The following is a 24,961-nucleotide window of genomic DNA, read 5'->3' as shown; positions in this document are numbered from 1 at the left end:
TCCTTAGAGCACTTCTGGGGCGAGCGAGACGATCTTCATGAACTTCTCAGTACGAAGTTCACGGGTCACTGGCCCAAAGATACGGGTACCGATCGGCTCTTGCTTGTTGTTCAACAGAACAGCAGCGTTGCCATCGAAGCGGATGATGGAGCCGTCTGCACGACGAACACCGTGGCGAGTGCGGACTACAACTGCAGTCATCACCTGGCCTTTCTTCACCTTGCCGCGAGGAATTGCTTCCTTGACGGTTACTTTGATGATGTCACCGATACCAGCGTAACGACGATGGGAGCCACCCAGCACCTTGATGCACATAACGCGGCGTGCGCCGCTGTTATCGGCCACATCGAGCATGGATTGAGTCTGAATCATATAATTTCTCCGACCCCTAGCCCTTAGACTTCCACAGCGCGTTCGAGGATATCAACCAACGCCCAAGACTTGGTCTTGGCTACCGGACGAGTTTCACGAATAGTGACCTTGTCGCCGATATGGCATTGATTGGTTTCGTCGTGCGCGTGCAGCTTAGTCGAACGCTTAACGTATTTACCGTAGATCGGGTGCTTTACGCGACGCTCGATCAGAACGGTGATGGTCTTGTCCATCTTGTCGCTGACAACACGGCCAGTCAGCGTACGGACAGTTTTTTCGGCTTCAGCCATGATTACTTACCTGCCTGCTGGTTGAGCACAGTTTTCACGCGAGCGATGTCACGCTTAACTTGCGAGAGCAGATGAGACTGCCCCAACTGGCCAGTTGCCTTCTGCATACGCAGATTGAACTGGTCGCGCAGCAGGCCGAGCAGTTGCTCGTTCAGCTGCTGTGCTGATTTTTCACGAAGTTCATTCGCTTTCATCACATCACCGTCCGCTTAACAAAGGAGGTGGCGAGCGGCAGCTTTGCAGCAGCCAGGGCGAAAGCCTCACGCGCCAGCTCTTCAGTAACACCCTCGATTTCATACAGGACTTTGCCTGGCTGAATCTGGGCAACCCAGTACTCCACGTTACCCTTACCTTTACCCATCCGAACTTCGAGTGGCTTTTTGGTTACAGGCTTGTCCGGGAACACACGGATCCAGATCTTGCCGCCACGTTTAACGTGACGGGTCAGAGCACGACGCGCTGACTCGATCTGACGAGCGGTGAGACGACCACGAGCTACAGACTTCAGCGCGAACTCGCCGAAGCTGACTTTGCTACCGCGCAGTGCCAGACCACGGTTGTGGCCGGTCATCTGCTTGCGGAACTTCGTACGCTTTGGTTGCAACATTTGGCGTACCCCTTACTTAGCAGCTTTTTTACGAGGCGCTGGTGCTTGTGGTTTCAGTTCTTCTTGGCGACCACCAATTACTTCGCCTTTGAAGATCCAAACCTTTACACCGATCACACCGTAAGTGGTGTGAGCTTCGTAGTTGGCATAGTCGATGTCGGCACGCAGGGTGTGCAGTGGCACACGACCTTCGCGATACCATTCAGTACGTGCGATTTCAGCACCGCCGAGACGACCGCTCACTTGGATTTTGATGCCTTTGGCACCAATGCGCATGGCGTTCTGAACAGCGCGCTTCATAGCGCGACGGAACATTACGCGACGCTCCAGCTGCTGAGCTACGCTCTGCGCAACCAGCATACCGTCGAGCTCCGGCTTACGGATCTCTTCGATATTGATGTGCACAGGCACACCCATTTGCTTGGTCAGGTCCTGACGCAGTTTCTCAACATCTTCACCTTTCTTCCCGATAACGATACCTGGACGAGCGGTGTGGATGGTGATACGTGCTGTCTGAGCCGGACGATGGATATCGATACGGCTGACGGACGCGCTTTTTAATTTGTCTTGGAGGTACTCACGCACTTTCAGATCAGCGAACAAATAGTCCGCATAAGTCCGACCGTCTGCGTACCAGACGGAGGTGTGCTCCTTGACGATTCCCAGGCGAATGCCAATGGGATGTACTTTCTGACCCATCTCTTCGACTCCGTTACTTGTCAGCAACCTTGACAGTGATATGGCAAGACCGCTTGACGATGCGATCAGCACGGCCTTTAGCACGTGGCATGATGCGCTTCAGCGAACGCCCTTCGTTGACGAAAACGGTGGAGACCTTGAGGTCATCAACGTCTGCGCCTTCGTTATGCTCGGCGTTGGCTACAGCCGACTCCAGCACTTTCTTCAGGATCTCGGCGGCTTTCTTACTGCTGAAAGCCAACAGGTTGAGCGCTTCGCCCACCTTCTTCCCGCGGATCTGGTCGGCGACCAAGCGGGCTTTCTGGGCGGAGATTCGAGCGCCCGACAACTTAGCGGCTACTTCCATCGTTCCTTACCCCTTAACGCTTGGCTTTCTTGTCTGCCACGTGCCCACGATATGTGCGGGTACCGGCAAACTCGCCTAGTTTATGGCCGACCATGTCTTCGTTCACGAGAACTGGAACATGTTGGCGACCGTTATGCACTGCAATGGTCAAACCGACCATTTGTGGCAGGATCATCGAACGACGCGACCAGGTCTTAACTGGTTTGCGATCGTTCTTTTCCGCCGCCACTTCGATCTTCTTCAGTAGGTGAAGATCAATAAAAGGACCTTTTTTCAGAGAACGTGGCACTGTCGTATCCCTCTATTTACTTGCGACGACGGACGATCATTTTGTCGGTACGCTTATTACCACGAGTCTTCGCGCCCTTAGTCGGGAAGCCCCACGGCGATACCGGATGACGACCACCAGAGGTACGACCTTCACCACCACCATGTGGGTGGTCAACCGGGTTCATGGCAACACCACGAACGGTTGGGCGAACGCCACGCCAGCGTTTGGCACCCGCTTTACCCAGCGAACGAAGGCTGTGCTCGGAGTTCGAGACTTCGCCCAGCGTTGCACGGCACTCAGACAGTACTTTACGCATTTCACCGGAGCGAAGACGCAGGGTCACGTACACACCTTCACGAGCGATCAGCTGTGCCGAGGCACCAGCGGAACGAGCGATCTGTGCGCCTTTGCCTGGCTTCAGTTCGATGCCGTGTACGGTGCTACCAACTGGAATGTTGCGCAGTTGAAGAGCGTTGCCCGGCTTGATTGGTGCCAGAGCACCTGCAATTAGCTGGTCGCCAGCACTCACGCCTTTAGGGGCGATGATGTAGCGGCGCTCGCCGTCTGCGTAAAGCAGCAGAGCAATGTGAGCAGTACGGTTTGGATCGTATTCGATACGCTCGACGGTGGCAGCGATGCCATCCTTGTCGTTGCGACGGAAGTCGACCAGACGATAATGCTGTTTATGGCCACCACCGATATGACGGGTAGTAATACGACCATTGTTGTTACGACCACCAGACTTCGATTTTTTCTCGAGCAGCGGTGCGTGAGGAGCGCCTTTATGCAGCTCCTGGTTGACCACCTTGACCACAAAACGGCGGCCAGGGGAAGTCGGTTTGCATTTAACGATTGCCATGATGCACCCCTTCCTTACTCAGCACTGCTGCTGAAATCGAGATCTTGGCCTGGCTGAAGGGAGATAACCGCCTTCTTCCAGTCATTACGCTTGCCCAGACCGCGAGCAGTGCGCTTGCTCTTACCCAGAACATTCAGGGTAGTAACACGCTCTACTTTCACGCTGAACAGGCTTTCGACGGCCTTCTTGATTTCCAGCTTGGTTGCGTCAGTAGCAACCTTGAAAACGAACTGACCTTTTTTGTCTGCAAGAACCGTAGCCTTCTCGGAAACGTGCGGGCCAAGCAGAACTTTAAATACGCGTTCCTGGTTCATCCCAGCAGCTCCTCGAATTTCTTCACGGCCGACACAGTGATCAACACTTTGTCGTATGCGATCAGACTAACTGGATCGGAACCTTGAACGTCACGTACATCAACGTGCGGCAGGTTACGAGCAGCCAGGTACAGATTCTGGTCAACAGCGTCAGACACGATCAGGACGTCAGTCAGGCCCATGCCAGTCAGCTTGTTCAGCAAATCTTTGGTTTTCGGTGCTTCAACAGCGAAGTCCTGAACCACGACCAGACGATCAGTACGAACCAGTTCAGCAAGGATGGAGCGCAGAGCAGCGCGATACATCTTCTTGTTGAGCTTCTGAGTATGATCCTGAGGACGAGCTGCGAAAGTGGTACCGCCGCCACGCCAGATTGGGCTACGGATAGTACCGGCACGAGCACGGCCAGTACCTTTCTGACGCCAAGGGCGCTTACCGCCACCACGAACGTCGGAACGGGTCTTCTGCTGCTTGCTACCCTGACGACCGCCAGCCATGTAGGCCACGACTGCCTGGTGAACCAGCGTCTCGTTGAATTCGCCGCCAAATGTCAGTTCGGAAACTTCGATTGCCTGAGCGTCATTTACATTTAATTGCATGTCAGCTTCCCCTTAACCGCGAGCCTTGGCTGCCGGACGTACAACCAGGTTGCCGCCAGTAGCGCCAGGAACAGCACCCTTGACCAACAACAGATTGCGTTCAGCGTCCACGCGCACTACTTCCAGGGACTGCACGGTCACGCGCTCAGCGCCCATATGACCGGACATTTTTTTGCCCTTGAATACACGACCAGGAGTCTGGCACTGGCCGATAGAGCCCGGGACGCGGTGGGAGACGGAGTTACCGTGGGTATTGTCTTGACCACGGAAATTCCAACGCTTGATCGTACCCTGGAAGCCTTTACCCTTGGACTGACCGGTTACATCAACCAGTTGACCAGCGGCGAAGATTTCAGCGTTGATCTGATCGCCAGCCTGGTAATCGCCTTCTTCAAGACGAAATTCCATGACAGTACGACCGGCGGCAACGTTCGCTTTGGCGAAGTGGCCAGCCTGAGCGGCTGTAACACGCGAAGCGCGACGCTCGCCGACAGTGACTTGCACTGCACGATAGCCATCGGTTTCTTCGGTTTTGAACTGAGTGACGCGATTCGGCTCGATCTCAATGACCGTGACCGGAATGGAGACACCTTCTTCGGTGAAAATACGGGTCATACCGCATTTACGACCGACTACACCAATAGTCATGTTGTAAACCTCATGAGTGTACGGGGCTTTCACCCGCTATGGCCGCCCATTTCAGAGCGTTACACGACTAAGACCCAAGTCTTAGCCGAGGCTGATCTGAACTTCCACACCGGCCGCAAGATCAAGCTTCATAAGCGCATCAACGGTTTTTTCCGTTGGCTGGACAATGTCCAGAACACGCTTGTGAGTACGGATCTCATACTGGTCGCGCGCGTCTTTGTTGACGTGCGGAGAAACCAGAACGGTGAACCGCTCTTTACGAGTCGGCAGTGGAATCGGACCACGCACCTGTGCACCAGTACGTTTCGCGGTTTCCACGATTTCCTGGGTTGATTGGTCGATCAGGCGATGGTCAAAAGCCTTCAACCTGATACGGATTTGCTGGTTTTGCATTGGATTCAGACTCCAGATTGCTGTTCCCACCGAGCGCAATACGCCCGTTAAAAGGAGGCGCAATTCTATAGACGACCTAACAAGGTGTCAACCCAATAAAAAAGCCCCCGCAGTGCGGGGGCTCTTTTTGGGACTCAACGCTTAAGCGATGATTTTGGCTACGACGCCAGCGCCGACGGTACGACCGCCTTCACGGATTGCGAAACGCAGACCATCTTCCATTGCGATTGGCTTGATCAGGGTAACGGAAACTTTAACGTTATCACCTGGCATAACCATTTCTACGCCTTCCGGCAGTTCGCAGCTACCAGTTACGTCGGTAGTACGGAAGTAGAACTGTGGACGGTAGCCTTTGAAGAACGGAGTGTGACGACCGCCTTCTTCTTTGCTCAGAACGTAGATTTCAGCTTCGAACTGAGTGTGCGGCTTGACGCTGCCTGGCTTGACCAGAACCTGGCCACGCTCAACGTCGTCACGCTTGGTACCGCGCAGCAGAACGCCGCAGTTCTCGCCAGCACGACCTTCGTCGAGCAGTTTGCGGAACATTTCAACACCGGTGCAGGTGGTGACGGTAGTGTCACGCAGACCAACGATTTCCAGTGGATCCTGAACCTTGACGATACCGCGCTCAATACGACCAGTCACAACAGTACCGCGACCGGAGATCGAGAATACGTCTTCGATCGGCATCAGGAACGGCTTGTCGGTAACACGAACTGGTTCTGGGATGTAGGAGTCCAGTGTTTCAACCAGTTTACGAACGGCAGTGGTGCCCATTTCGTTGTCGTCTTTACCTTCCAGAGCCATACGAGCAGAACCGATGATGATCGGAGTGTCGTCGCCTGGGAAGTCGTAAGTGCTCAGCAGATCGCGCACTTCCATCTCGACCAGTTCCAGCAGCTCAGCGTCGTCTACCAGGTCAGCCTTGTTCAGGAAGACCACGATGTACGGAACGCCAACCTGACGGGACAGCAGGATGTGCTCACGGGTTTGTGGCATCGGACCATCAGCGGCCGAACAAACCAGAATCGCGCCGTCCATCTGGGCAGCACCAGTGATCATGTTCTTCACGTAGTCAGCGTGACCTGGGCAGTCAACGTGAGCATAGTGACGGATCAACGATTTGTATTCGACGTGCGCGGTGTTGATGGTAATACCACGAGCCTTTTCTTCCGGTGCGCTGTCGATCTTGTCGAATTCAACAGCAGCCGAACCGAAAACTTCGGAGCAGACGCGAGTCAGAGCAGCGGTCAGCGTGGTTTTACCATGGTCAACGTGACCAATGGTGCCAACGTTGACGTGCGGGAGGGAACGATCAAATTTTTCTTTAGCCACGACAAATAACTCCTAGCCTAAAGGCGCTGAATCAGCCTTGTTTTTTGGTTACAGTTTCGACGATGTGCGACGGAGCTGTATTGTATTTTTTGAATTCCATAGAGTAGCTTGCGCGACCCTGAGACATGGAGCGAACGTCGGTCGCATAACCGAACATCTCACCCAACGGAACCTCGGCACGAATTACCTTGCCGGAAACCGTATCTTCCATACCCAGAATCATGCCGCGACGGCGGTTAAGGTCGCCCATCACGTCACCCATATAGTCTTCAGGCGTAACAACCTCTACTGCCATGATCGGCTCAAGCAGCTCACCACCGCCCTTCTGGGCCAGTTGCTTGGTCGCCATGGAAGCAGCCACCTTAAACGCCATCTCGTTCGAGTCGACGTCATGGTAGGAACCATCAAACACGGTAGCCTTCAGGCCGATCAGCGGATAACCGGCAACAACGCCGTTCTTCATCTGCTCTTCGATACCCTTCTGGATAGCCGGGATGTATTCCTTGGGAACAACACCACCTACCACTTCGTTTACGAATTGCAGACCTTCCTGACCTTCGTCAGCAGGTGCAAAACGGATCCAGCAATGACCGAACTGGCCACGACCGCCGGATTGACGAACGAACTTGCCTTCGATTTCACAATTCTTCGTGATGCGCTCACGATAGGAAACCTGAGGCTTGCCGATGTTGGCTTCGACGTTGAACTCACGGCGCATCCGGTCAACCAGGATGTCCAGGTGGAGCTCGCCCATGCCAGAGATGATCGTTTGACCAGTCTCTTCATCAGTTTTGACGCGGAAAGACGGGTCTTCCTGAGCAAGCTTGCCCAGTGCGATACCCATTTTTTCCTGGTCATCCTTGGTCTTTGGCTCAACGGCAACCGAAATAACCGGCTCCGGGAAGTCCATACGAACCAGGATGATTGGCTTGTCAGCGTTGCACAAGGTTTCACCAGTGGTGACGTCCTTCATGCCGATCAAGGCCGCGATGTCACCAGCGCGTACTTCCTTGATTTCTTCACGGGCGTTTGCGTGCATCTGCACCATACGACCCACACGCTCTTTCTTGCCCTTGACCGAGTTGATCACGCCGTCGCCGGATGCCAACACGCCCGAGTAAACGCGGACGAACGTCAAGGTACCCACGAATGGGTCGGTAGCGATCTTGAACGCCAGAGCCGAGAACGGCTCGTTGTCGTCTGCATGACGCTCCATCAGAACTTCTTCGTTATCAGGATCGGAACCCTTGATAGCTGGAATGTCAGTCGGAGCAGGCAGGTAATCGATCACGGCATCGAGAACCAGGGGAACACCCTTGTTCTTGAAGGAAGAACCGCAAACAGCAAGAACGATCTCACCAGCGATAGTACGCTGACGCAGAGCATCCTTGATTTCCTTGTTGGTGAGTTCTTCACCTTCGAGGTACTTGTTCATCAGCTCTTCGTTGGCTTCAGCAGCAGCCTCAACCATGTTACTGCGCCATTCGTCAGCCAGTTCCTGCAATTCGGCAGGGATAGGCTTGCGAACTGGAACCATGCCCTTGTCGGCATCATTCCAGTAGACCGCTTCCATGGACATCAGATCGATCTGACCCTGGAAGTTGTCTTCAGCACCGATAGCCAGCTGGATCGGCACCGGAGTGTGACCCAGACGCTGCTTGATCTGAGCAATTACGCGCAGAAAGTTAGCGCCGGCACGGTCCATCTTGTTCACGTAAACGATACGCGGAACACCGTACTTGTTGGCTTGACGCCATACGGTTTCGGACTGCGGCTCTACGCCAGAAGTGCCACAGAACACAACGACCGCGCCGTCGAGTACACGCAGGGAACGTTCAACTTCAATGGTGAAGTCTACGTGGCCCGGGGTGTCAATGACGTTGAAGCGGTATTGGTCTTTGTGTTGCTTCTCGGAACCCTGCCAGAAGGCAGTAATAGCAGCAGAAGTAATGGTAATACCACGCTCCTGCTCCTGAACCATCCAGTCCGTGGTCGCGGCGCCATCATGCACCTCGCCCATTTTGTGGCTTTTGCCGGTGTAAAAAAGGACGCGCTCGGTGGTGGTGGTTTTACCAGCATCCACGTGAGCGACGATACCAATGTTACGGTAGCGGCCAATCGGAGTAGTACGAGCCATAAAGCCCTCGCAAAATTAGTGACGCTGAAATTAGAAGCGGTAGTGCGAGAAAGCCTTGTTGGCTTCAGCCATACGGTGCACGTCTTCACGCTTCTTGACTGCAGCACCTTTACCTTCGGCGGCGTCCATCAGCTCGCCGGCCAAACGCAGAGCCATAGACTTTTCACCGCGCTTGCGCGCGAAGTCTACCAGCCAGCGCATTGCCAGAGCATTACGACGGGACGGACGAACTTCAACAGGAACCTGGTAAGTAGCACCGCCTACACGGCGCGACTTTACTTCGACCAGCGGAGCGATGGCGTCGAGAGCTTTCTCGAAGATTTCCAGAGGATCGCTGTTCTTGCGTTCTTTAACCTTTTCCAGCGCGCCATAAACGATACGCTCGGCAACGGCTTTCTTGCCGCTCTCCATCACGTGGTTCATGAACTTGGCCAGAATCTGGCTGCCGTATTTTGGATCGTCAAGCACATCGCGCTTGGCTGCTACGCGTCTTCTTGGCATGGATAAGCCCTCAAACGGTCTTCAGGTTAGCTCGGGACCACCATCCAGTTAGGAATGCGCCCGACCTTACTCTTATCGACTCAGAAAAATAGAAATCTGCAATTTCAAACAGAGGCCAAAGACTACTTAGGCTTCTTGGTACCGTATTTCGAGCGACCCTGGTTACGGCCTTTAACGCCGGAAGTATCCAGAGAACCACGAACGGTGTGGTAACGAACACCTGGCAAGTCTTTTACACGACCGCCACGGATCAGTACCACGCTGTGTTCTTGCAGGTTGTGACCTTCACCACCGATGTACGAGGAAACCTCGAAACCGTTGGTCAGGCGCACACGGCAGACTTTACGCAATGCCGAGTTAGGTTTTTTCGGCGTGGTGGTATACACACGAGTGCACACACCGCGACGTTGCGGGCAGTTCTGCAGCGCAGGTACGTCGGATTTCTCGACGATACGCTTACGCGGCTGACGTACCAGCTGGTTGATAGTTGCCATCTACTAGCTCCACTGTTGTCTTGCGACGCTATTGTCTTACAAGAAAAGCAAATGACAGGGCACAGGCCCCGCCAAATTTAGGGGTACAAGAGTCTAAAGAGGATCCCGCCCCCAGTCAAGACAAAGCCCCGACGTCCTCACCGGGCAAACAACACGAAAACGTGCTGTCTGCCAGGTGAAAAATGCCGAGGCTCTGGTCTCAATTACCGCTGGAGTTCAACGCTTCCGTCAGAGCCGCTTCTACTTCGCTCGCGCTGACACGGGTCGGTTTGTCCATTTCACGACGACGCTTGCGCTCGCTGTGATAAGCCAGACCGGTACCGGCCGGGATCAGACGACCCACGACCACGTTTTCCTTCAGGCCGCGCAGGTAATCGCGCTTGCCGGTCACAGCCGCTTCGGTCAGTACGCGGGTTGTCTCCTGGAAGGAGGCCGCGGAGATGAACGACTCGGTAGACAGCGATGCCTTGGTGATACCCAGCAACACGCGAGTGAACTTGGAAACAAACTTGTCTTCCGTGCTCAGACGCTCGTTTTCTACCAGTACGTGAGTCAGCTCCATCTGGTCGCCCTTGATGAAACTGGAATCGCCAGACTCGGCAATTTCAACCTTACGCAGCATCTGACGCAGAATCGTCTCGATGTGCTTGTCGTTGATCTTCACGCCTTGCAGACGGTATACGTCCTGAATCTCGTTGACGATGTACTTGGCCAGCGCACTCACACCCAGCAGACGCAGGATGTCGTGTGGATCGCTCGGGCCGTCGGAGATAACTTCGCCGCGGTTCACTTGCTCGCCTTCGAAGACGTTCAGGTGACGCCACTTCGGAATCAGCTCCTCGTACGGATCGCTACCGTCGTTCGGGGTGATGACCAGACGGCGCTTGCCTTTGGTCTCTTTACCGAATGCGATGGTACCGCTGACTTCTGCAAGGATCGACGCCTCTTTCGGACGACGCGCTTCGAACAGGTCGGCAACACGCGGCAAACCACCGGTGATGTCACGAGTCTTCGACGTTTCCTGCGGAATACGAGCGATAACATCACCGATCGCGATCTGCGCACCGTCAGCAACACCAACAAGGGCGTTAGCCGGCAGGAAGTACTGGGCCGGTACGTCAGTACCTGGCAGCAGCAGATCCTTGCCATCCAGACCAACCATCTTCACAGCAGGACGGATGTCCTTGCCGGCAGCCGGGCGATCTTTGGCGTCGAGCACTTCAATGTTGGTCATACCGGTCAATTCGTCTGTCTGACGCTTGATCGTGATGCCTTCTTCCATGCCTACGTAGGTAACAGTACCTTTCATCTCGGTGACGATTGGGTGAGTGTGCGGATCCCACTTGGCCACGATAGAGCCAGCGTCGACCTTGTCGCCTTCCTTCACCGAAATCACTGCACCGTATGGCAGCTTGTAACGCTCACGCTCACGACCGAAGTCATCTGCGATTGCCAGTTCACCGGAGCGGGATACCGCAACCAGGTGACCGTCAACACGCTCGACGTGCTTCAGGTTGTGCAGGCGGACAGTACCGCCATTCTTCACCTGAACGCTATCGGCTGCCGAGGTCCGGCTTGCCGCACCACCGATGTGGAACGTACGCATTGTCAGCTGGGTACCCGGCTCACCGATCGACTGTGCAGCGATTACGCCGACAGCTTCACCGATGTTGACCTGGTGACCGCGTGCCAGGTCGCGACCGTAGCACTTGGCGCAGATGCCATAGCGGGTTTCACAGCTGATTGGCGAACGAACGATTACTTCGTCGATGCTGTTCAGCTCGATGAACTCGACCCACTTCTCGTCTACCAGCGTGCCAGCAGGGACGATGACATCTTCCGTGCCCGGCTTGAATACGTCACGGGCAATGACTCGACCCAATACGCGCTCACCCAGCGGCTCTACAACGTCACCGCCTTCAATGTGCGGAGTCATCAGCAGACCGTGCTCGGTACCGCAATCAACCTCGGTAACCACCAGATCCTGAGCGACGTCTACCAGACGGCGTGTCAGATAACCGGAGTTAGCGGTTTTCAACGCGGTATCCGCAAGACCCTTACGAGCACCGTGAGTAGAGATGAAGTACTGAAGTACGCTCAAACCTTCACGGAAGTTCGCAGTGATCGGCGTTTCGATGATGGAGCCGTCAGGCTTGGCCATCAGACCACGCATACCGGCCAGCTGACGGATCTGGGCAGCAGAACCACGCGCCCCGGAGTCAGCCATCATGTACATCGAGTTGAAGGATTCCTGATCAACTTCGACGCCGTGACGGTCGATAACGCGTTCTTTGGACAGGTTCGACATCATCGCTTTCGAGACTTCGTCGTTCGCCTTGGACCAAAGGTCGATTACCTTGTTGTACTTCTCGCCCTGGGTTACCAGGCCGGAGGCGTACTGACTTTCGATCTCTTTAACTTCTTCGGTGGCCGCGTCGATGATGCGAGCTTTTTCATCAGGGATAACGAAGTCGTTAACGCCGATGGAAACACCCGAAATGGTCGAGTAGGCAAAACCGGTGTACATCAACTGGTCAGCGAAAATAACGGTCTCTTTCAGGCCGACCACGCGATAGCACTGGTTGATCAGCTTGGAGATCGCTTTCTTCTTCATTGGCTGGTTGACGACGTCGTAGGACAGGCCGGCCGGAACCACCTGGAACAGCAGCGCACGGCCGACAGTGGTGTCGACGATACGGGTGTTCTTGACGCTGCCACCATCACGGTCGTTGACCGTTTCGTGGATACGCACCTTGACCTTGGCGTGCAGAGCCGCTTCGCCGGCGCGGAATACGCGGTCGACTTCCTGCAGGTCCGCAAATACACGACCTTCGCCCTTGGCGTTGATCGCTTCGCGAGTCATGTAGTACAGACCCAGTACAACGTCCTGCGAAGGAACGATGATTGGCTCACCGTTGGCTGGCGACAGAATGTTGTTGGTCGACATCATCAGCGCGCGCGCTTCGAGCTGAGCTTCCAGCGTCAGAGGCACGTGAACGGCCATCTGGTCACCGTCGAAGTCGGCGTTGTACGCAGCACAAACCAATGGGTGCAGCTGAATGGCCTTACCTTCGATCAGTACCGGTTCAAACGCCTGGATGCCCAGACGGTGAAGTGTCGGCGCACGGTTCAGAAGCACCGGGTGTTCGCGAATCACCTCAGCGAGAACGTCCCAGACCTCTGGCAGCTCGCGCTCGACCATCTTCTTGGCAGCTTTGATGGTCGTAGCCAGGCCACGCATTTCCAGCTTGCCGAAAATGAACGGCTTGAACAGCTCGAGAGCCATCTTCTTCGGCAGACCGCACTGGTGCAGACGCAGAGTCGGACCTACGGTAATTACCGAACGACCCGAGTAGTCAACACGCTTACCGAGCAAGTTCTGACGGAAACGACCCTGCTTACCCTTGATCATGTCAGCCAGGGATTTCAGAGGACGCTTGTTCGAACCCGTGATCGCGCGACCGCGACGACCGTTGTCGAGCAGTGCATCGACCGCTTCCTGCAGCATGCGCTTTTCGTTGCGCACGATGATATCGGGAGCGGACAGATCCAGCAGGCGCTTCAGACGGTTGTTACGGTTGATCACTCGACGATACAGATCGTTGAGGTCGGACGTCGCGAAACGGCCACCGTCAAGCGGAACCAGAGGACGCAGATCTGGCGGCAGAACCGGCAGAACGGTCAGCACCATCCACTCAGGAAGGTTGCCGGAACCCTGGAAGGCTTCCATCAATTTCAGACGCTTGGACAGCTTCTTGATTTTGGTCTCGGAATTGGTTTGCGGAATTTCTTCACGCAGACGGCCAATTTCGTGCTCCAGATCAATAGCGTGCAGCAGCTCGCGGACAGCCTCGGCACCCATGCGGGCGTCGAAGTCGTCACCGAACTCTTCGAGCGCTTCGAAGTACTGCTCGTCGTTCAGCAGCTGACCTTTTTCAAGGGTGGTCATGCCTGGATCGATAACGACATAGCTCTCGAAGTAGAGAACACGTTCGATATCACGCAGGGTCATGTCCATCAGCAAACCGATACGGGACGGCAGCGATTTCAGGAACCAGATGTGGGCAACCGGCGAAGCCAGTTCGATGTGAGCCATGCGCTCGCGACGAACCTTGGCCAGTGCTACTTCAACACCGCACTTTTCGCAGATGACACCGCGGTGCTTCAGGCGCTTGTACTTACCGCACAGGCACTCGTAATCTTTTACCGGGCCAAAGATCTTGGCGCAGAACAGACCGTCACGCTCAGGCTTGAACGTACGGTAGTTGATGGTTTCCGGCTTTTTAACTTCACCGAACGACCAAGAGCGGATCATCTCAGGCGATGCAAGTCCGATACGGATTGCGTCGAACTCTTCGACTTGACCCTGGTTTTTCAGCAAATTCAGTAGGTCTTTCAAGGCTTTTCCTCCTGGCGGAGCAGGGAGCAGGCAATACCGCCCTGCCCCCGATTCGCGTCACGTGTTATTCGGTTTCCAGATCGATATCGATACCGAGCGAACGGATTTCTTTGATCAACACGTTGAAAGACTCGGGCATGCCCGGCTCCATACGGTGATCGCCGTCCACGATGTTTTTGTACATCTTGGTACGACCGTTCACATCGTCCGACTTCACTGTGAGCATTTCCTGCAGAGTGTACGCCGCGCCGTATGCTTCCAGCGCCCACACTTCCATCTCCCCGAAACGCTGACCACCGAACTGTGCCTTACCACCCAGCGGCTGCTGGGTAACCAGGCTGTACGAACCAGTGGAACGCGCGTGCATCTTGTCGTCCACCAAGTGGTTCAGCTTCAGCATGTACATGTAGCCAACCGTTACAGCACGTTCAAACTTGTTGCCGGTACGACCGTCGAACAGCTGCATCTGGCCGCTTTCCGGCATATCTGCCAGCTTGAGCATTGCCTTGATTTCGCTTTCCTTGGCACCGTCGAAAACCGGGGTAGCCATCGGTACGCCGTTACGCAGGTTCTTCGCGAGGTCCAGAATCTCGTTGTCGGTGAGGTCTTCCAGAGATTCCTGACGACCGCCGATTTCGTTATAGATCTCGTTGAGGAACTTGCGCAGCTCAGCAACTTTACGCTGCTCTTCGAGCATGCGGTTGATCTTCTCGCCCAGACCTTTGGCCGCGAGGCCCAGGTGGGTTTCGAGAATCTGACCAACGTTCATACGCGAAGGTACGCCCAGCGGGTTGAGGACGATATCAACCGGCGTGCCATTGGCATCGTGCGGCATGTCTTCAACCGGCATGATCACAGAGACCACACCCTTGTTACCGTGACGACCGGCCATCTTGTCGCCCGGCTGGATGCGGCGACGGATTGCCAGGTAGACCTTGACGATTTTCAGAACGCCTGGAGCCAGGTCATCGCCCTGCTGCAGTTTGCGTTTCTTGTCTTCGAACTTGTCATCCAGAAGACGGCGACGATCAACGATGTAAGCCTGAGCTTTTTCGAGCTGCTCGTTGAGAGCATCTTCAGCCATGCGCAGCTTGAACCACTGACCATGCTCAAGACCATCGAGCACTTCGTTGGTGATTTCCTGGCCCTTCTTGAGGCCAGCGCCGCCTTCAGCTACACGACCCACCAGCGCAGAGCGCAGACGTTCGAAAGTAGCGCCTTCGACAATACGGAACTCTTCGTTCAGATCCTTGCGGATCTCGTCGAGTTGCGACTTCTCGATGGACAGGGCACGCGCATCACGCTCGACACCATCACGGGTGAAGACCTGAACGTCAATGACAGTACCTTTGGTACCGGTTGGTACGCGCAGGGAGGTGTCTTTAACGTCGCTGGCCTTCTCACCGAAGATCGCGCGCAACAGTTTTTCTTCCGGAGTCAGCTGGGTCTCGCCTTTCGGAGTGACCTTACCGACCAGGATGTCGCCGGCGCCGACTTCGGCACCTACATAAACGATACCCGCTTCGTCCAGCTTGTTCAGAGCCGCTTCACCCACGTTAGGGATGTCAGCTGTGATTTCCTCTGGCCCAAGCTTGGTATCACGCGCCACACAGGTCAGTTCCTGAATGTGGATCGTGGTGAAACGGTCTTCCTGAACAACACGCTCAGAAAGACAGATGGAGTCTTCGAAGTTGAAACCGTTCCAGGCCATGAACGCGATGCGCATGTTCTGACCCAGCGCCAGTTCACCCATATCGGTGGACGGGCCGTCGGCCATGATGTCGCTACGCTGAACACGGTCACCCTTGCTGACCAGCGGACGCTGGTTGATGCAGGTGTTCTGGTTCGAACGGGTGTATTTGGTCAGGTTGTAGATGTCTACACCCGCCTCACCTGTTTCAACTTCATCATCGGCAACGCGAACAACGATACGGCTGGCGTCAACCGAGTCGATCACACCACCGCGACGAGCCACGACGCAAACGCCGGAGTCGCGAGCAACGTTGCGCTCCATGCCAGTACCTACCAGCGGCTTGTCGGCGCGCAGAGTAGGAACAGCCTGACGCTGCATGTTCGAACCCATCAACGCACGGTTGGCGTCATCGTGCTCGAGGAACGGAATCAGCGATGCAGCTACCGAGACAACCTGCTTGGGCGAAACGTCCATCAGGGTGACATCGGCTGGCGCCTTGACGGTGAATTCGTTCAAGTGACGCACAGCAACCAGTTCGTCGATCAGCTCTTGCTTGTCGTTCATTGCGGCCGAAGCCTGGGCAATGACGTGGTCCGCTTCTTCGATCGCTGAAAGGAACACGATCTCTTCGGTGACCAGACCTTCCTTGACCACACGGTACGGGCTCTCGAGGAAGCCGTACTGGTTGGTGCGGGCATAGGCCGCCAGGGAGTTGATCAGACCGATGTTCGGACCTTCAGGCGTCTCGATCGGGCACACACGGCCGTAGTGAGTCGGGTGAACGTCTCGAACTTCAAAGCCGGCGCGCTCACGCGTCAGACCGCCAGGGCCGAGTGCGGAAACACGACGCTTGTGCGTGATCTCGGACAGCGGGTTGTTCTGGTCCATGAACTGGGAAAGCTGGCTGGAACCGAAGAACTCCTTGACCGCCGCCGCAACAGGTTTGGCGTTGATCAGGTCCTGAGGCATCAGGCCTTCGCTTTCTGCCATGGACAGACGCTCTTTGACAGCGCGCTCGACACGGACCAGACCAACACGGAACTGGTTCTCGGCCATCTCGCCTACGCAACGAACGCGACGGTTACCGAGGTGGTCGATGTCATCGACGATGCCTTTGCCGTTACGGATATCAACGAGGGTCTTGAGGACCGCTACGATGTCTTCCTTGCACAGCACGCCCGAACCTTCGATTTCGGTACGACCGATACGACGGTTGAACTTCATACGACCTACAGCGGACAGGTCATAACGCTCAGGGCTGAAGAACAGGTTGTTGAACAGTGTTTCAGCGGCATCCTTGGTTGGCGGCTCGCCAGGACGCATCATGCGATAGATCTCGACCAGCGCTTCCAGTTGGTTGCTGGTGGAGTCGATCTTCAGTGTGTCGGAGACGAACGGACCACAATCGATGTCGTTGGTGTACAACGTTTCGATACGAACAACCTGAGCCTTGGCGATCTTGGCCAGGATTTCAGTGTTCAGCTCGGTGTTGCACTCGGCAATGATCTCACCGGTTGCCGGATGCACGATGACCTTGGCTGTAGTGCGACCCAGGACGTAGTCCAGAGGCACTTCCAACTCTTTGATCCCGGCCTTTTCCAGCTGGTTGATGTGACGAGCAGTGATACGACGACCCTGCTCGACAATGACCTTGCCCTTGTCGTCCAGGATGTCCAGAACGGCAATTTCACCACGCAGGCGCTGAGGCACCAGTTCCAGGCTCAGGTTTTCACCGCGCACATGGAATACGTTGGTGGTGTAGAACGCATCGAGCACTTGCTCGGTGGTGTAACCCAGAGCGCGCAGAAGTACGGACGCAGGTAGCTTGCGACGACGGTCGATACGGACGAATACGCAGTCTTTCGGATCGAACTCGAAGTCCAGCCACGAACCGCGGTAAGGAATGATACGAGCGGAGTACAGCAGCTTACCGGAGCTGTGCGTCTTGCCACGGTCGTGGTCGAAGAATACGCCAGGCGAACGGTGAAGCTGAGACACGATAACGCGCTCGGTGCCGTTGATTACAAAGGTACCGTTCTCAGTCATCAGGGGGATTTCACCCATGTAGACTTCTTGCTCTTTGATGTCCTTGATCGCTTTGTTCGACGATTCTTTGTCGAAAATGATCAGACGGACCTTGACTCGCAGAGGTACTGCGTAAGTCACACCGCGCAGCACGCATTCCTTGACATCAAATGCCGGTTCGCCCAAGCGATAACCTACATACTCCAGCGCAGCATTGCCGGAGTAGCTGATGATCGGGAAAACGGATTTGAAGGCTGCATGCAGACCGACGTCGCGGAACTGATCTTTGGTCGCTCCCGCCTGCAGGAATTCGCGATACGAATCCAGCTGGATGGCCAAGAGATACGGCACATCCATTACGTCCGGCAACTTGCTAAAGTCCTTGCGGATACGTTTTTTCTCAGTATATGAGTAAGCCATCAGCGTTCCCCAGCTTGGTCACCTGCTTGTTTGGCTCCCTCCCGACGGAAGCAGCCAGAAAATCTTGCAAACCCCTTGGTTTGCGCCACCGCCATCGGTGGATACCACACGTTACAGACGTTGACAGCGCCAATCGTCTATAACGGAAAAAGGCCGGTGGCAAAAGCCACCAGCCATCAGCCTTTCGCTAAACGCGTGGGCTGGACACTCAAAATCGATGCTTATTTCAGCTCGACTTTAGCGCCTGCTTCTTCCAGAGTAGCTTTGGCTTTGTCAGCTGCGTCTTTGGCAACAGCTTCCAGAACCATTGCTGGGGCGCCGTCAACGACTGCCTTGGCTTCTTTCAGGCCCAGACCGGTCAGTTCACGTACTGCCTTGATCACGTTAACTTTCTTCTCGCCAGCTTCCAGCAGCATGACGTTGAATTCAGTTTGTTCTTCAACAACAGCAGCAGCAACAGCTGGACCAGCAGAGCCGGCAGCAGCGGTGACGCCAAACTTCTCTTCGAACGCCTTGATCAGCTCTACAACCTGCAGAACGGACATTTCAGATACGGCGTTAAGGATATCGTCTTGAGAGATGGACATGACTCAATTTCCTGAATTGGGGGACGGCCTACGCGACCATCAAAATAAACAAAAATACGCGAAAAGATCTGACTCAGCCTTAGGCTGCAGCTGCTTCTTTTTGGTCGCGAACAGCCGCCAGAGTACGAGCCAACTTGCTGGTAGCGCCTTGAATCACGCTCATCAGCTGAGAAATTGCTTCGTTACGGGTCGGCAGGCTTGCCAGTACATCGATCTGATTAGCTGCGAGGAACTTGCCCTCGAACGCAGCTGCCTTGATCTCGAACTTGTCCTGACCTTTAGCGAATTCCTTGAACAGACGGGCAGCAGCGCCAGGATGTTCGTTGGAGAACGCGATCAAGGTCGGGCCGGTGAACACGTCGTTGAGAACACTGAATTCAGTGTCAGCAACAGCGCGCTTGAGCAGGGTGTTACGTACAACACGTACGTAAACGCCAGCTTCACGAGCCTCTTTACGGAGTCCGGTCATTGCGCCAACCGTCACACCACGGGCATCAGCCACGACAGCGGACAGACCAGCTTTGGCAGCCTCGTTGACTTCAGCGACGATGGCCTTCTTGTCTTCGAGTTTAATTGCCACGGGTTTAACTCCTGCTTGTTACCGTTTCATCGGACCGGAGCCAGATGTCGTTTTGGTGTCTGATTCGGTAAGGAACCGGGAGCACCATCTGCGTAGGCTTGAGGTTTAAGACTTGCGTCGCCTACGGTCTTGGATAGCCCCCGCCAGGCAGGGACCCCAATCTTTCAAACGGTACGGCAATCGATCACCGTACCGTTTTGTCTTACGCTTCCAACGAACCCTGGTCGATAACCAGGCCTGGGCCCATAGTGGTGCTCAGGGTGATGCGCTTGACGTAAATACCTTTCGAAGAAGCAGGCTTGATACGCTTCAGATCAGCGATCAGGGCTTCAACGTTTTCCTTCAGCTTGACAGCGTCGAAACCGACCTTGCCAACGGAAGTGTGGATGATGCCGTTTTTGTCGGTGCGATAACGAACCTGACCAGCCTTGGCGTTCTTGACGGCGTTAGCGACGTCAGGAGTAACGGTGCCGACTTTCGGGTTAGGCATCAGACCACGAGGACCGAGAACCTGACCCAGCTGACCCACAACGCGCATTGCATCAGGGGAAGCGATAACGACGTCGTAGTTCAGATCGCCAGCTTTCATTTCAGCGGCCAGATCGTCCATACCCACGCGGTCAGCACCGGCAGCCAGAGCAGCTTCAGCAGCAGGACCCTGGGTGAATACTGCAACGCGTACAGTCTTGCCAGTACCGTGCGGCAGTACAGTAGCGCTACGTACGACCTGGTCGGATTTACGAGGATCAACACCCAGGTTGACAGCGACGTCGATGGACTCGCTGAACTTGACAGTCGACAGCTCGGTGAGCAACGCAGCGGCGTCTACAAAATTGTAAGACTTGCCAGCTTCGATTTTTTCGGCGATTGCCTTTTGACGCTTGGTCAGCTTAGCCATTACACACCCTCCACGTTAAGGCCCATGCTACGAGCGGAACCGGCGATGGTACGCACGGCCGCTTCCATGTCAGCTGCAGTCAGATCCGCATTTTTTGCTTTAGCGATATCTTCCAGCTGAGCACGAGTCACGGTGCCAACTTTAACGGTGTTCGGGCGAGCCGAGCCGCTGGTCAAGCCTGCAGCTTTCTTCAGCAGAACCGATGCAGGGGTACTTTTTGTTTCGAAAGTGAAGCTACGGTCGCTGTATACAGTGATGATCACTGGAGTCGGCAGGCCTGGCTCAATACCCTGAGTACGGGCGTTGAACGCTTTGCAGAATTCCATGATGTTCACACCGTGCTGACCCAGAGCAGGACCAACTGGCGGGCTTGGGTTAGCCTGAGCGGCTTTCACTTGCAGCTTGATGTATGCGGTTATCTTCTTGGCCATGAGGCACTCCAATTACGGGTTCAAGCGCCAATAAAGGCTCCCCGGTTACTTACGCGTATATCCCAGTGACGAAAAAACCCCACAGCCTTGGGCTGCGGGGTATGGGATTCCAGCTCAGTTATGCCTTTTCGACCTGACTGAACTCCAGCTCTACCGGAGTAGAGCGTCCGAAAATGAGCACCGCCACTTGAATCCGGCTCTTTTCGTAGTTAACTTCTTCGACCGTGCCATTGAAATCGGCGAACGGGCCGTCGGTGACGCGAACAACCTCACCTGGCTCGAACAGCGTTTTCGGCTTCGGTTTGTCGCTACCGTCAGCAACGCGACGCAGAATCGCTTCTGCCTCTTTATCAGTGATGGGGGCAGGCTTGTCAGCGGTACCGCCGATGAAGCCCATGACACGCGGGGTATCCTTGACCAAGTGCCAAGTACCCTCATTCATGTCCATCTGAACAAGCACATAACCAGGGAAGAACTTGCGTTCGCTTTTGCGCTTCTGGCCATTACGCATTTCAACCACTTCTTCAGTGGGAACCAGAATTTCGCCGAAGCCATCTTCCATGCCTGCCAGCTTCACACGCTCGACCAACGAGCGCATGACATGCTTCTCGTAACCCGAGTAAGCATGCACTACGTACCAACGCTTAGCCACGGGACACCCTTAGCCAACTATCAAGGAAACAAGCCAGCCGAGCAGGGAATCAAGCCCCCACAACAGCAACGCCATAACCAGCACAACAGCCACAACGATCAACGTGGTTTGAGTGGTTTCTTGGCGAGTAGGCCATACGACTTTACGGATCTCGGCACGGGCTTCTTTCGCCAAAACGAAGAAGGCCTTACCTTTGCCTGTCTGCAGCGCTACAAATGCAGCAGCTGCGGCAATCACAAGGAGAGCGAGAACGCGATACAGGATCGGCTCAGCAGAATAATACTGATTGCCGACAACACCCACGACAACCAAAACGACTACCATGAGCCACTTCAGCATATCAAAGCGAGAGTCTGATGCTTCAGCCTTGGGATTCATCTACGGAGATCCTGTGAAAAGAAAGCCAGATTACATCTAGGGAATCTGGCAGGTCAGGAGGGAATCGAACCCCCAACCTACGGTTTTGGAGACCGTCGCTCTGCCAATTGAGCTACTGACCTAAAAGCAAAATCAGGCCGACCATTATGCGGACCTGACGAGAGTTTTTCAACACCTTATTCGAATCGCACCTAACAGGCGACACACCCCGAACAACCTTCAGGCGGCGCACACAGCGCGGAACCGCCTAAAACAAAGGCAGATATTTTCATATCTGCCTTTATCAATGGAGCTCTTGAGCGGATTTGAACCGCTGACCTCACCCTTACCAAGGGTGTGCTCTACCAACTGAGCTACAAGAGCAAAACACTGCGCATGAACCACAAGCCTGGAGCGGGTAGCGGGAATCGAACCCGCATCATCAGCTTGGAAGGCTGAGGTTCTACCACTAAACTATACCCGCACAACTTGCAGCTCGCGCTAAATCTGGTGGAGGGGGAAGGATTCGAACCTTCGAAGTCGTAGACGTCAGATTTACAGTCTGATCCCTTTGGCCGCTCGGGAACCCCTCCTAAGCGAGGCAGCATTCTCAACTCATGCTACCCTTCTGTCAACCTTTTTCTCAGTAAAAACCTGAGGTTACATGCGTTGACTACTACCACTTCGTTCGTGAGACTTTCACCTCACTGCGAAGCGGGCGCCATTCTATGTAAACTAATCAGCAGTTGCAATGCCCTCGCACGACATTATTTGATTTTTTAATTGCGGAAAATCCTGACTCAGCTGACTGATCAAGCCCGCTTCGACAAGGCGTCGACTTTCCGGGGCGATTTTCAGCCAGTAGGCGGTAGCCCCGCTGGATTGGATTGGCTGAAATTGAGACTGGATATCAAGGCTGTTCAATCGCTGCTCGACCAGGCGCGCATCCTCTTGCCTGGCAAAGCCACCGACGTACAGACACCTGGCGCCGGGATCGCTGGACACCCGCCCGGCATCAGACTCGCTGAGCAGACGAATATCCTGCTGAGTAGTACGGTGCAACGACAGGGGCATGAACTCTTTGGCCCTGATCGGAGCCTCCTGCTGATGCCAGATGTAATAAAAGGCATTAAGCATCAACAGCAGAAGAAATAACCAACGCATAAAGACCTCAACGCAAAGGGCAGGCCAGGGCCAGCCCCACGAAGACCAGATCAGGAACGATACGGGCCCCTGGGAGCACATCCGCAACCAGAGCAGCGTCGCCGCCAGTCACAAAAATAGCAAAGTCGTCGCCCCAATACCCACGGGCTATTTCGACCTGAGTCAATGCGAACCCACGAAGCATCAGCGAGCAGCCGCGCTCTACCGCTTCTGCGGTTGCACGCCCGGGAACAAGACGAACCAAAGCCCTTTCGGCCTCGGTGTCGTCATATCTGATGCGGCGGGTATGGGTGCGCAACTGATTGCGCATCAAGGGCATCCCTGGACAGATAAAACCACCAAGATGTGCGCCGCCCGCATCGACGAAATCAGATGTCACGGCGGTACCCAGATCAATCACCAGGCATGCACGCTTGACGAGATGGTATGCACCTACAAAAGCCAGCCAGCGATCCAGGCCAAGGCGCTCGAAATCGTCATAGCCATTCACCACCCCTCCAAGCTCACGGGCAGGCACTGCGCAGACGGGGGTGACGGAGAACGCGTTCGTCAGCACAGAAACCAGACGCGCCGTTTCTTCAGCGCTGCGAACACTTACCAGACGGCAGTCGCTGAACGTTGTGTCAGATAGATTACGCAAGTGCTCCAACAAGGCTGCGTCAGAGTCCACAACGCCGACGCTGACCACTGCTGCATCGCTCTTGGTGGTAATGCGCCACTTGATGAAGCTGTTGCCACAATCGAGTTCAAGAATCATCTCGCAACCTCAGGCTCAGCTCACCACCGCTAAAGCTTTTTTCCACACCATTGACTTCCAACCGCAGCGCTCCAAGCGAGTCAACCCCCAACACCAGTCCCTCCACGACCTCTACCCCCGAGAGCAACTTGACCGCAGCACCCTGCCACACATGCCCGCGCTCCCACTCTTTCTGAAATGCTGCAAAGCCTTCCTTGCGATGAACCGCCATGAGCGCCTCAAGCTGGGTGCTTATACGAGCAGCGACCTGATTGCGATCAACCAGCCCGCCTGTTTCGAGCCTCACCGACGTCCACAGCTGATCGACCTCGCTGGAGGAACGCATGTTTACGTTCACCCCTATCCCGATGATCACGTGACACACGTCCGCCGGATCGCCAATCAGCTCGAGCAAAATACCGGCGATCTTCTGCCTGCCAACGAGCACGTCATTGGGCCATTTAAGACCTGCGTCCTGGACACCCATATCACGCAGCACATTCATCACCGCAAGCCCCACCAACAAGCTGAGGCCTTCCAACTGACGCATCCCGCCATCGATGCGCAGGACCAGGCTGTAATACAGGTTTTCAGCAAATGGACTTATCCACTTTCGACCACGTCGCCCTCTTCCGGAGGTCTGCTGCTCGGCCACCACCAACAAAGGCATGGGAACGCCTTGAGCAATCAGGCGCGCAGCCTCAGCATTGGTTGAGTCGATAGAGTCGTAAGTACGTACAGACCAGCCGGCAGGAAAGCCTGACTGCATGATGTCAGCAGGACTTAGAAGAGAAATGGGCGTTGCGAGTCTATAACCACGACCGCGCACCTTGTGGACATCTATGCCCAGGTCCGCCTCAAGCTGCTGTAGCTGCTTCCAGACCGCACTGCGACTTATGCCGAGGGCATCGCCTAATACCTGCCCGGAATGAAATGCACCATCAGCAAGAAGCTTTAACAAGGTCAGCATTTGGAATCGCCTGGCAATAAGGCACGCATCATAGCCACGCAGAGGCATGATGCATAGAAACGAAAACGTGTTTTCACGTTGGTTTTTTGCAGATACCAGACAAACAAAAACCCTCAACGCGTAAGCGATGAGGGTTTCTGGAATTCAATCTTGACGATGACCTACTCTCACATGGGGAAACCCC

27 protein-coding genes and 4 tRNA genes are annotated in these 24,961 nt (G+C 55.0%); all 31 read right to left on the bottom strand.

What is annotated here, in order from left to right:
* Window positions 1-3: 3 nt before the first annotated feature.
* Entirely contained in the window at window positions 4-372 is a 369-nt protein-coding gene (rplN, locus tag QRN50_RS22255; protein ID WP_002555479.1) for a 50S ribosomal protein L14, read from the bottom strand.
* Between the two features lie 23 nt (window positions 373-395).
* The gene (gene rpsQ / locus QRN50_RS22250; protein ID WP_002555480.1) at window positions 396-662 is read right to left on the bottom strand and encodes a 30S ribosomal protein S17; all 267 of its coding nucleotides are present in this window, start codon (window positions 660-662) and stop codon (window positions 396-398) included.
* Window positions 663-664: 2 nt separating this feature from the next.
* Window positions 665-856, bottom strand: a complete 192-nt coding sequence (rpmC, locus tag QRN50_RS22245) for a 50S ribosomal protein L29 (protein WP_002555481.1) — start codon at window positions 854-856, stop codon at window positions 665-667.
* Window positions 856-1,269 carry a 50S ribosomal protein L16 gene (gene rplP / locus QRN50_RS22240; protein WP_002555482.1) on the bottom strand — a complete coding sequence of 138 codons (414 nt, stop codon included), beginning with the start codon at window positions 1,267-1,269 and terminating at the stop codon, window positions 856-858. The genes rpmC and rplP overlap by 1 nt, the downstream gene beginning before the upstream one ends.
* Window positions 1,270-1,281: 12 nt before the next feature.
* Complete coding sequence (rpsC, locus tag QRN50_RS22235; protein WP_003176422.1) at window positions 1,282-1,968, bottom strand: 30S ribosomal protein S3; 687 nt, start codon at window positions 1,966-1,968, stop codon at window positions 1,282-1,284.
* 13 nt (window positions 1,969-1,981) lie between these two features.
* A complete protein-coding gene (rplV, locus tag QRN50_RS22230; protein WP_002555485.1) occupies window positions 1,982-2,314 on the bottom strand; it encodes a 50S ribosomal protein L22 in 333 nt (110 codons plus the stop codon).
* A 13-nt stretch (window positions 2,315-2,327) separates the two neighbouring features.
* The gene (gene rpsS / locus QRN50_RS22225) at window positions 2,328-2,603 is read right to left on the bottom strand and encodes a 30S ribosomal protein S19 (RefSeq protein ID WP_002555486.1); all 276 of its coding nucleotides are present in this window, start codon (window positions 2,601-2,603) and stop codon (window positions 2,328-2,330) included.
* A 16-nt stretch (window positions 2,604-2,619) separates the two neighbouring features.
* Window positions 2,620-3,444 (bottom strand): 50S ribosomal protein L2, encoded by an 825-nt coding sequence (gene rplB, locus QRN50_RS22220; RefSeq protein WP_003317104.1) that lies wholly within the window; start codon window positions 3,442-3,444, stop codon window positions 2,620-2,622.
* Window positions 3,445-3,458: 14 nt separating this feature from the next.
* Window positions 3,459-3,758, bottom strand: coding sequence for a 50S ribosomal protein L23 (gene rplW, locus QRN50_RS22215; RefSeq protein WP_002555488.1), 300 nt, complete (start codon window positions 3,756-3,758; stop codon window positions 3,459-3,461).
* Window positions 3,755-4,357 carry a 50S ribosomal protein L4 gene (gene rplD / locus QRN50_RS22210; RefSeq protein WP_002555489.1) on the bottom strand — a complete coding sequence of 201 codons (603 nt, stop codon included), beginning with the start codon at window positions 4,355-4,357 and terminating at the stop codon, window positions 3,755-3,757. Before rplD ends, rplW begins: the two co-directional genes overlap by 4 nt.
* A gap of 12 nt (window positions 4,358-4,369) precedes the next feature.
* On the bottom strand, window positions 4,370-5,005 hold the full coding sequence (gene rplC, locus QRN50_RS22205; protein ID WP_002555490.1) for a 50S ribosomal protein L3: 636 nt from the start codon (window positions 5,003-5,005) through the stop codon (window positions 4,370-4,372).
* Between the two features lie 81 nt (window positions 5,006-5,086).
* Complete coding sequence (rpsJ, locus tag QRN50_RS22200; protein WP_002555491.1) at window positions 5,087-5,398, bottom strand: 30S ribosomal protein S10; 312 nt, start codon at window positions 5,396-5,398, stop codon at window positions 5,087-5,089.
* Between the two features lie 141 nt (window positions 5,399-5,539).
* Window positions 5,540-6,733, bottom strand: a complete 1,194-nt coding sequence (gene tuf / locus QRN50_RS22195; protein ID WP_003344210.1) for an elongation factor Tu — start codon at window positions 6,731-6,733, stop codon at window positions 5,540-5,542.
* 31 nt (window positions 6,734-6,764) lie between these two features.
* Window positions 6,765-8,870 (bottom strand): elongation factor G, encoded by a 2,106-nt coding sequence (gene fusA, locus QRN50_RS22190; RefSeq protein ID WP_003400432.1) that lies wholly within the window; start codon window positions 8,868-8,870, stop codon window positions 6,765-6,767.
* 30 nt (window positions 8,871-8,900) lie between these two features.
* Window positions 8,901-9,371, bottom strand: coding sequence for a 30S ribosomal protein S7 (rpsG, locus tag QRN50_RS22185; RefSeq protein WP_003400433.1), 471 nt, complete (start codon window positions 9,369-9,371; stop codon window positions 8,901-8,903).
* 122 nt (window positions 9,372-9,493) lie between these two features.
* The gene (gene rpsL, locus QRN50_RS22180) at window positions 9,494-9,865 is read right to left on the bottom strand and encodes a 30S ribosomal protein S12 (RefSeq protein WP_002555494.1); all 372 of its coding nucleotides are present in this window, start codon (window positions 9,863-9,865) and stop codon (window positions 9,494-9,496) included.
* A 199-nt stretch (window positions 9,866-10,064) separates the two neighbouring features.
* Window positions 10,065-14,264 (bottom strand): DNA-directed RNA polymerase subunit beta', encoded by a 4,200-nt coding sequence (gene rpoC / locus QRN50_RS22175; protein WP_003431814.1) that lies wholly within the window; start codon window positions 14,262-14,264, stop codon window positions 10,065-10,067.
* 64 nt (window positions 14,265-14,328) lie between these two features.
* Window positions 14,329-18,402, bottom strand: coding sequence for a DNA-directed RNA polymerase subunit beta (gene rpoB, locus QRN50_RS22170; RefSeq protein WP_003317110.1), 4,074 nt, complete (start codon window positions 18,400-18,402; stop codon window positions 14,329-14,331).
* Between the two features lie 221 nt (window positions 18,403-18,623).
* Window positions 18,624-18,989 carry a 50S ribosomal protein L7/L12 gene (gene rplL / locus QRN50_RS22165; RefSeq protein ID WP_003400441.1) on the bottom strand — a complete coding sequence of 122 codons (366 nt, stop codon included), beginning with the start codon at window positions 18,987-18,989 and terminating at the stop codon, window positions 18,624-18,626.
* Window positions 18,990-19,068: 79 nt separating this feature from the next.
* Complete coding sequence (rplJ, locus tag QRN50_RS22160) at window positions 19,069-19,569, bottom strand: 50S ribosomal protein L10 (RefSeq protein ID WP_002555498.1); 501 nt, start codon at window positions 19,567-19,569, stop codon at window positions 19,069-19,071.
* 202 nt (window positions 19,570-19,771) lie between these two features.
* Window positions 19,772-20,467: a 50S ribosomal protein L1 gene (rplA, locus tag QRN50_RS22155; protein ID WP_003400443.1), complete on the bottom strand. Its 696-nt coding sequence runs from the start codon at window positions 20,465-20,467 to the stop codon at window positions 19,772-19,774.
* Window positions 20,467-20,898: a 50S ribosomal protein L11 gene (gene rplK / locus QRN50_RS22150; RefSeq protein ID WP_002555500.1), complete on the bottom strand. Its 432-nt coding sequence runs from the start codon at window positions 20,896-20,898 to the stop codon at window positions 20,467-20,469. The genes rplA and rplK overlap by 1 nt, the downstream gene beginning before the upstream one ends.
* Before the next feature lie 118 nt (window positions 20,899-21,016).
* A complete protein-coding gene (gene nusG, locus QRN50_RS22145) occupies window positions 21,017-21,550 on the bottom strand; it encodes a transcription termination/antitermination protein NusG (protein ID WP_003317113.1) in 534 nt (177 codons plus the stop codon).
* Between the two features lie 9 nt (window positions 21,551-21,559).
* Entirely contained in the window at window positions 21,560-21,928 is a 369-nt protein-coding gene (gene secE, locus QRN50_RS22140; RefSeq protein WP_024642454.1) for a preprotein translocase subunit SecE, read from the bottom strand.
* A gap of 46 nt (window positions 21,929-21,974) precedes the next feature.
* Window positions 21,975-22,050, bottom strand: a tRNA-Trp gene (locus QRN50_RS22135).
* Window positions 22,051-22,215: 165 nt separating this feature from the next.
* A tRNA-Thr gene (locus QRN50_RS22130) sits at window positions 22,216-22,291 on the bottom strand.
* Window positions 22,292-22,317: 26 nt separating this feature from the next.
* Window positions 22,318-22,391 (bottom strand) — tRNA-Gly (locus QRN50_RS22125).
* Window positions 22,392-22,415: 24 nt separating this feature from the next.
* Window positions 22,416-22,500 (bottom strand) — tRNA-Tyr (locus QRN50_RS22120).
* A 142-nt stretch (window positions 22,501-22,642) separates the two neighbouring features.
* Window positions 22,643-23,071 (bottom strand): hypothetical protein, encoded by a 429-nt coding sequence (locus QRN50_RS22115; protein WP_003400446.1) that lies wholly within the window; start codon window positions 23,069-23,071, stop codon window positions 22,643-22,645.
* A 7-nt stretch (window positions 23,072-23,078) separates the two neighbouring features.
* Entirely contained in the window at window positions 23,079-23,828 is a 750-nt protein-coding gene (locus QRN50_RS22110; RefSeq protein WP_003400448.1) for a pantothenate kinase, read from the bottom strand.
* Window positions 23,818-24,777, bottom strand: a complete 960-nt coding sequence (gene birA / locus QRN50_RS22105; RefSeq protein ID WP_003400450.1) for a bifunctional biotin--[acetyl-CoA-carboxylase] ligase/biotin operon repressor BirA — start codon at window positions 24,775-24,777, stop codon at window positions 23,818-23,820. Before birA ends, QRN50_RS22110 begins: the two co-directional genes overlap by 11 nt.
* Window positions 24,778-24,961: the final 184 nt, after the last annotated feature.

Source organism: Pseudomonas sp. MEJ108 (assembly GCF_030208985.1).
In the GTDB taxonomy this organism is placed as follows: Bacteria; Pseudomonadota; Gammaproteobacteria; order Pseudomonadales; family Pseudomonadaceae; genus Aquipseudomonas; species Aquipseudomonas fragariae.
The sequence above is the reverse complement of the archived record's forward strand: the minus strand, read 5'-3'. Positions and strand labels throughout refer to the sequence as shown.

Excerpts from the sequence above, each read along its gene's own strand:
- rplP (WP_002555482.1), bottom strand. The coding sequence starts at position 1,269 with ATGTTGCAACCAAAGCGTACGAAGTTCCGCAAGCAGATGACCGGCCAC.
- rpsL (WP_002555494.1), bottom strand. The coding sequence starts at position 9,865 with ATGGCAACTATCAACCAGCTGGTACGTCAGCCGCGTAAGCGTATCGTC.
- rpsC (WP_003176422.1), bottom strand. The coding sequence starts at position 1,968 with ATGGGTCAGAAAGTACATCCCATTGGCATTCGCCTGGGAATCGTCAAG.
- rplV (WP_002555485.1), bottom strand. The coding sequence starts at position 2,314 with ATGGAAGTAGCCGCTAAGTTGTCGGGCGCTCGAATCTCCGCCCAGAAA.
- birA (WP_003400450.1), bottom strand. The coding sequence starts at position 24,777 with ATGCTGACCTTGTTAAAGCTTCTTGCTGATGGTGCATTTCATTCCGGG.
- QRN50_RS22110 (WP_003400448.1), bottom strand. The coding sequence starts at position 23,828 with ATGATTCTTGAACTCGATTGTGGCAACAGCTTCATCAAGTGGCGCATT.
- fusA (WP_003400432.1), bottom strand. The coding sequence starts at position 8,870 with ATGGCTCGTACTACTCCGATTGGCCGCTACCGTAACATTGGTATCGTC.
- rplL (WP_003400441.1), bottom strand. The coding sequence starts at position 18,989 with ATGTCCATCTCTCAAGACGATATCCTTAACGCCGTATCTGAAATGTCC.
- rpsG (WP_003400433.1), bottom strand. The coding sequence starts at position 9,371 with ATGCCAAGAAGACGCGTAGCAGCCAAGCGCGATGTGCTTGACGATCCA.
- rplB (WP_003317104.1), bottom strand. The coding sequence starts at position 3,444 with ATGGCAATCGTTAAATGCAAACCGACTTCCCCTGGCCGCCGTTTTGTG.
- rpsJ (WP_002555491.1), bottom strand. The coding sequence starts at position 5,398 with ATGCAAAACCAGCAAATCCGTATCAGGTTGAAGGCTTTTGACCATCGC.
- rpmC (WP_002555481.1), bottom strand. The coding sequence starts at position 856 with ATGAAAGCGAATGAACTTCGTGAAAAATCAGCACAGCAGCTGAACGAG.
- rplD (WP_002555489.1), bottom strand. The coding sequence starts at position 4,357 with ATGCAATTAAATGTAAATGACGCTCAGGCAATCGAAGTTTCCGAACTG.
- rpsQ (WP_002555480.1), bottom strand. The coding sequence starts at position 662 with ATGGCTGAAGCCGAAAAAACTGTCCGTACGCTGACTGGCCGTGTTGTC.
- secE (WP_024642454.1), bottom strand. The coding sequence starts at position 21,928 with ATGAATCCCAAGGCTGAAGCATCAGACTCTCGCTTTGATATGCTGAAG.
- rpoB (WP_003317110.1), bottom strand. The coding sequence starts at position 18,402 with ATGGCTTACTCATATACTGAGAAAAAACGTATCCGCAAGGACTTTAGC.
- QRN50_RS22115 (WP_003400446.1), bottom strand. The coding sequence starts at position 23,071 with ATGCGTTGGTTATTTCTTCTGCTGTTGATGCTTAATGCCTTTTATTAC.
- rplW (WP_002555488.1), bottom strand. The coding sequence starts at position 3,758 with ATGAACCAGGAACGCGTATTTAAAGTTCTGCTTGGCCCGCACGTTTCC.
- rplK (WP_002555500.1), bottom strand. The coding sequence starts at position 20,898 with ATGGCCAAGAAGATAACCGCATACATCAAGCTGCAAGTGAAAGCCGCT.
- rplN (WP_002555479.1), bottom strand. The coding sequence starts at position 372 with ATGATTCAGACTCAATCCATGCTCGATGTGGCCGATAACAGCGGCGCA.
- rplC (WP_002555490.1), bottom strand. The coding sequence starts at position 5,005 with ATGACTATTGGTGTAGTCGGTCGTAAATGCGGTATGACCCGTATTTTC.
- rplA (WP_003400443.1), bottom strand. The coding sequence starts at position 20,467 with ATGGCTAAGCTGACCAAGCGTCAAAAGGCAATCGCCGAAAAAATCGAA.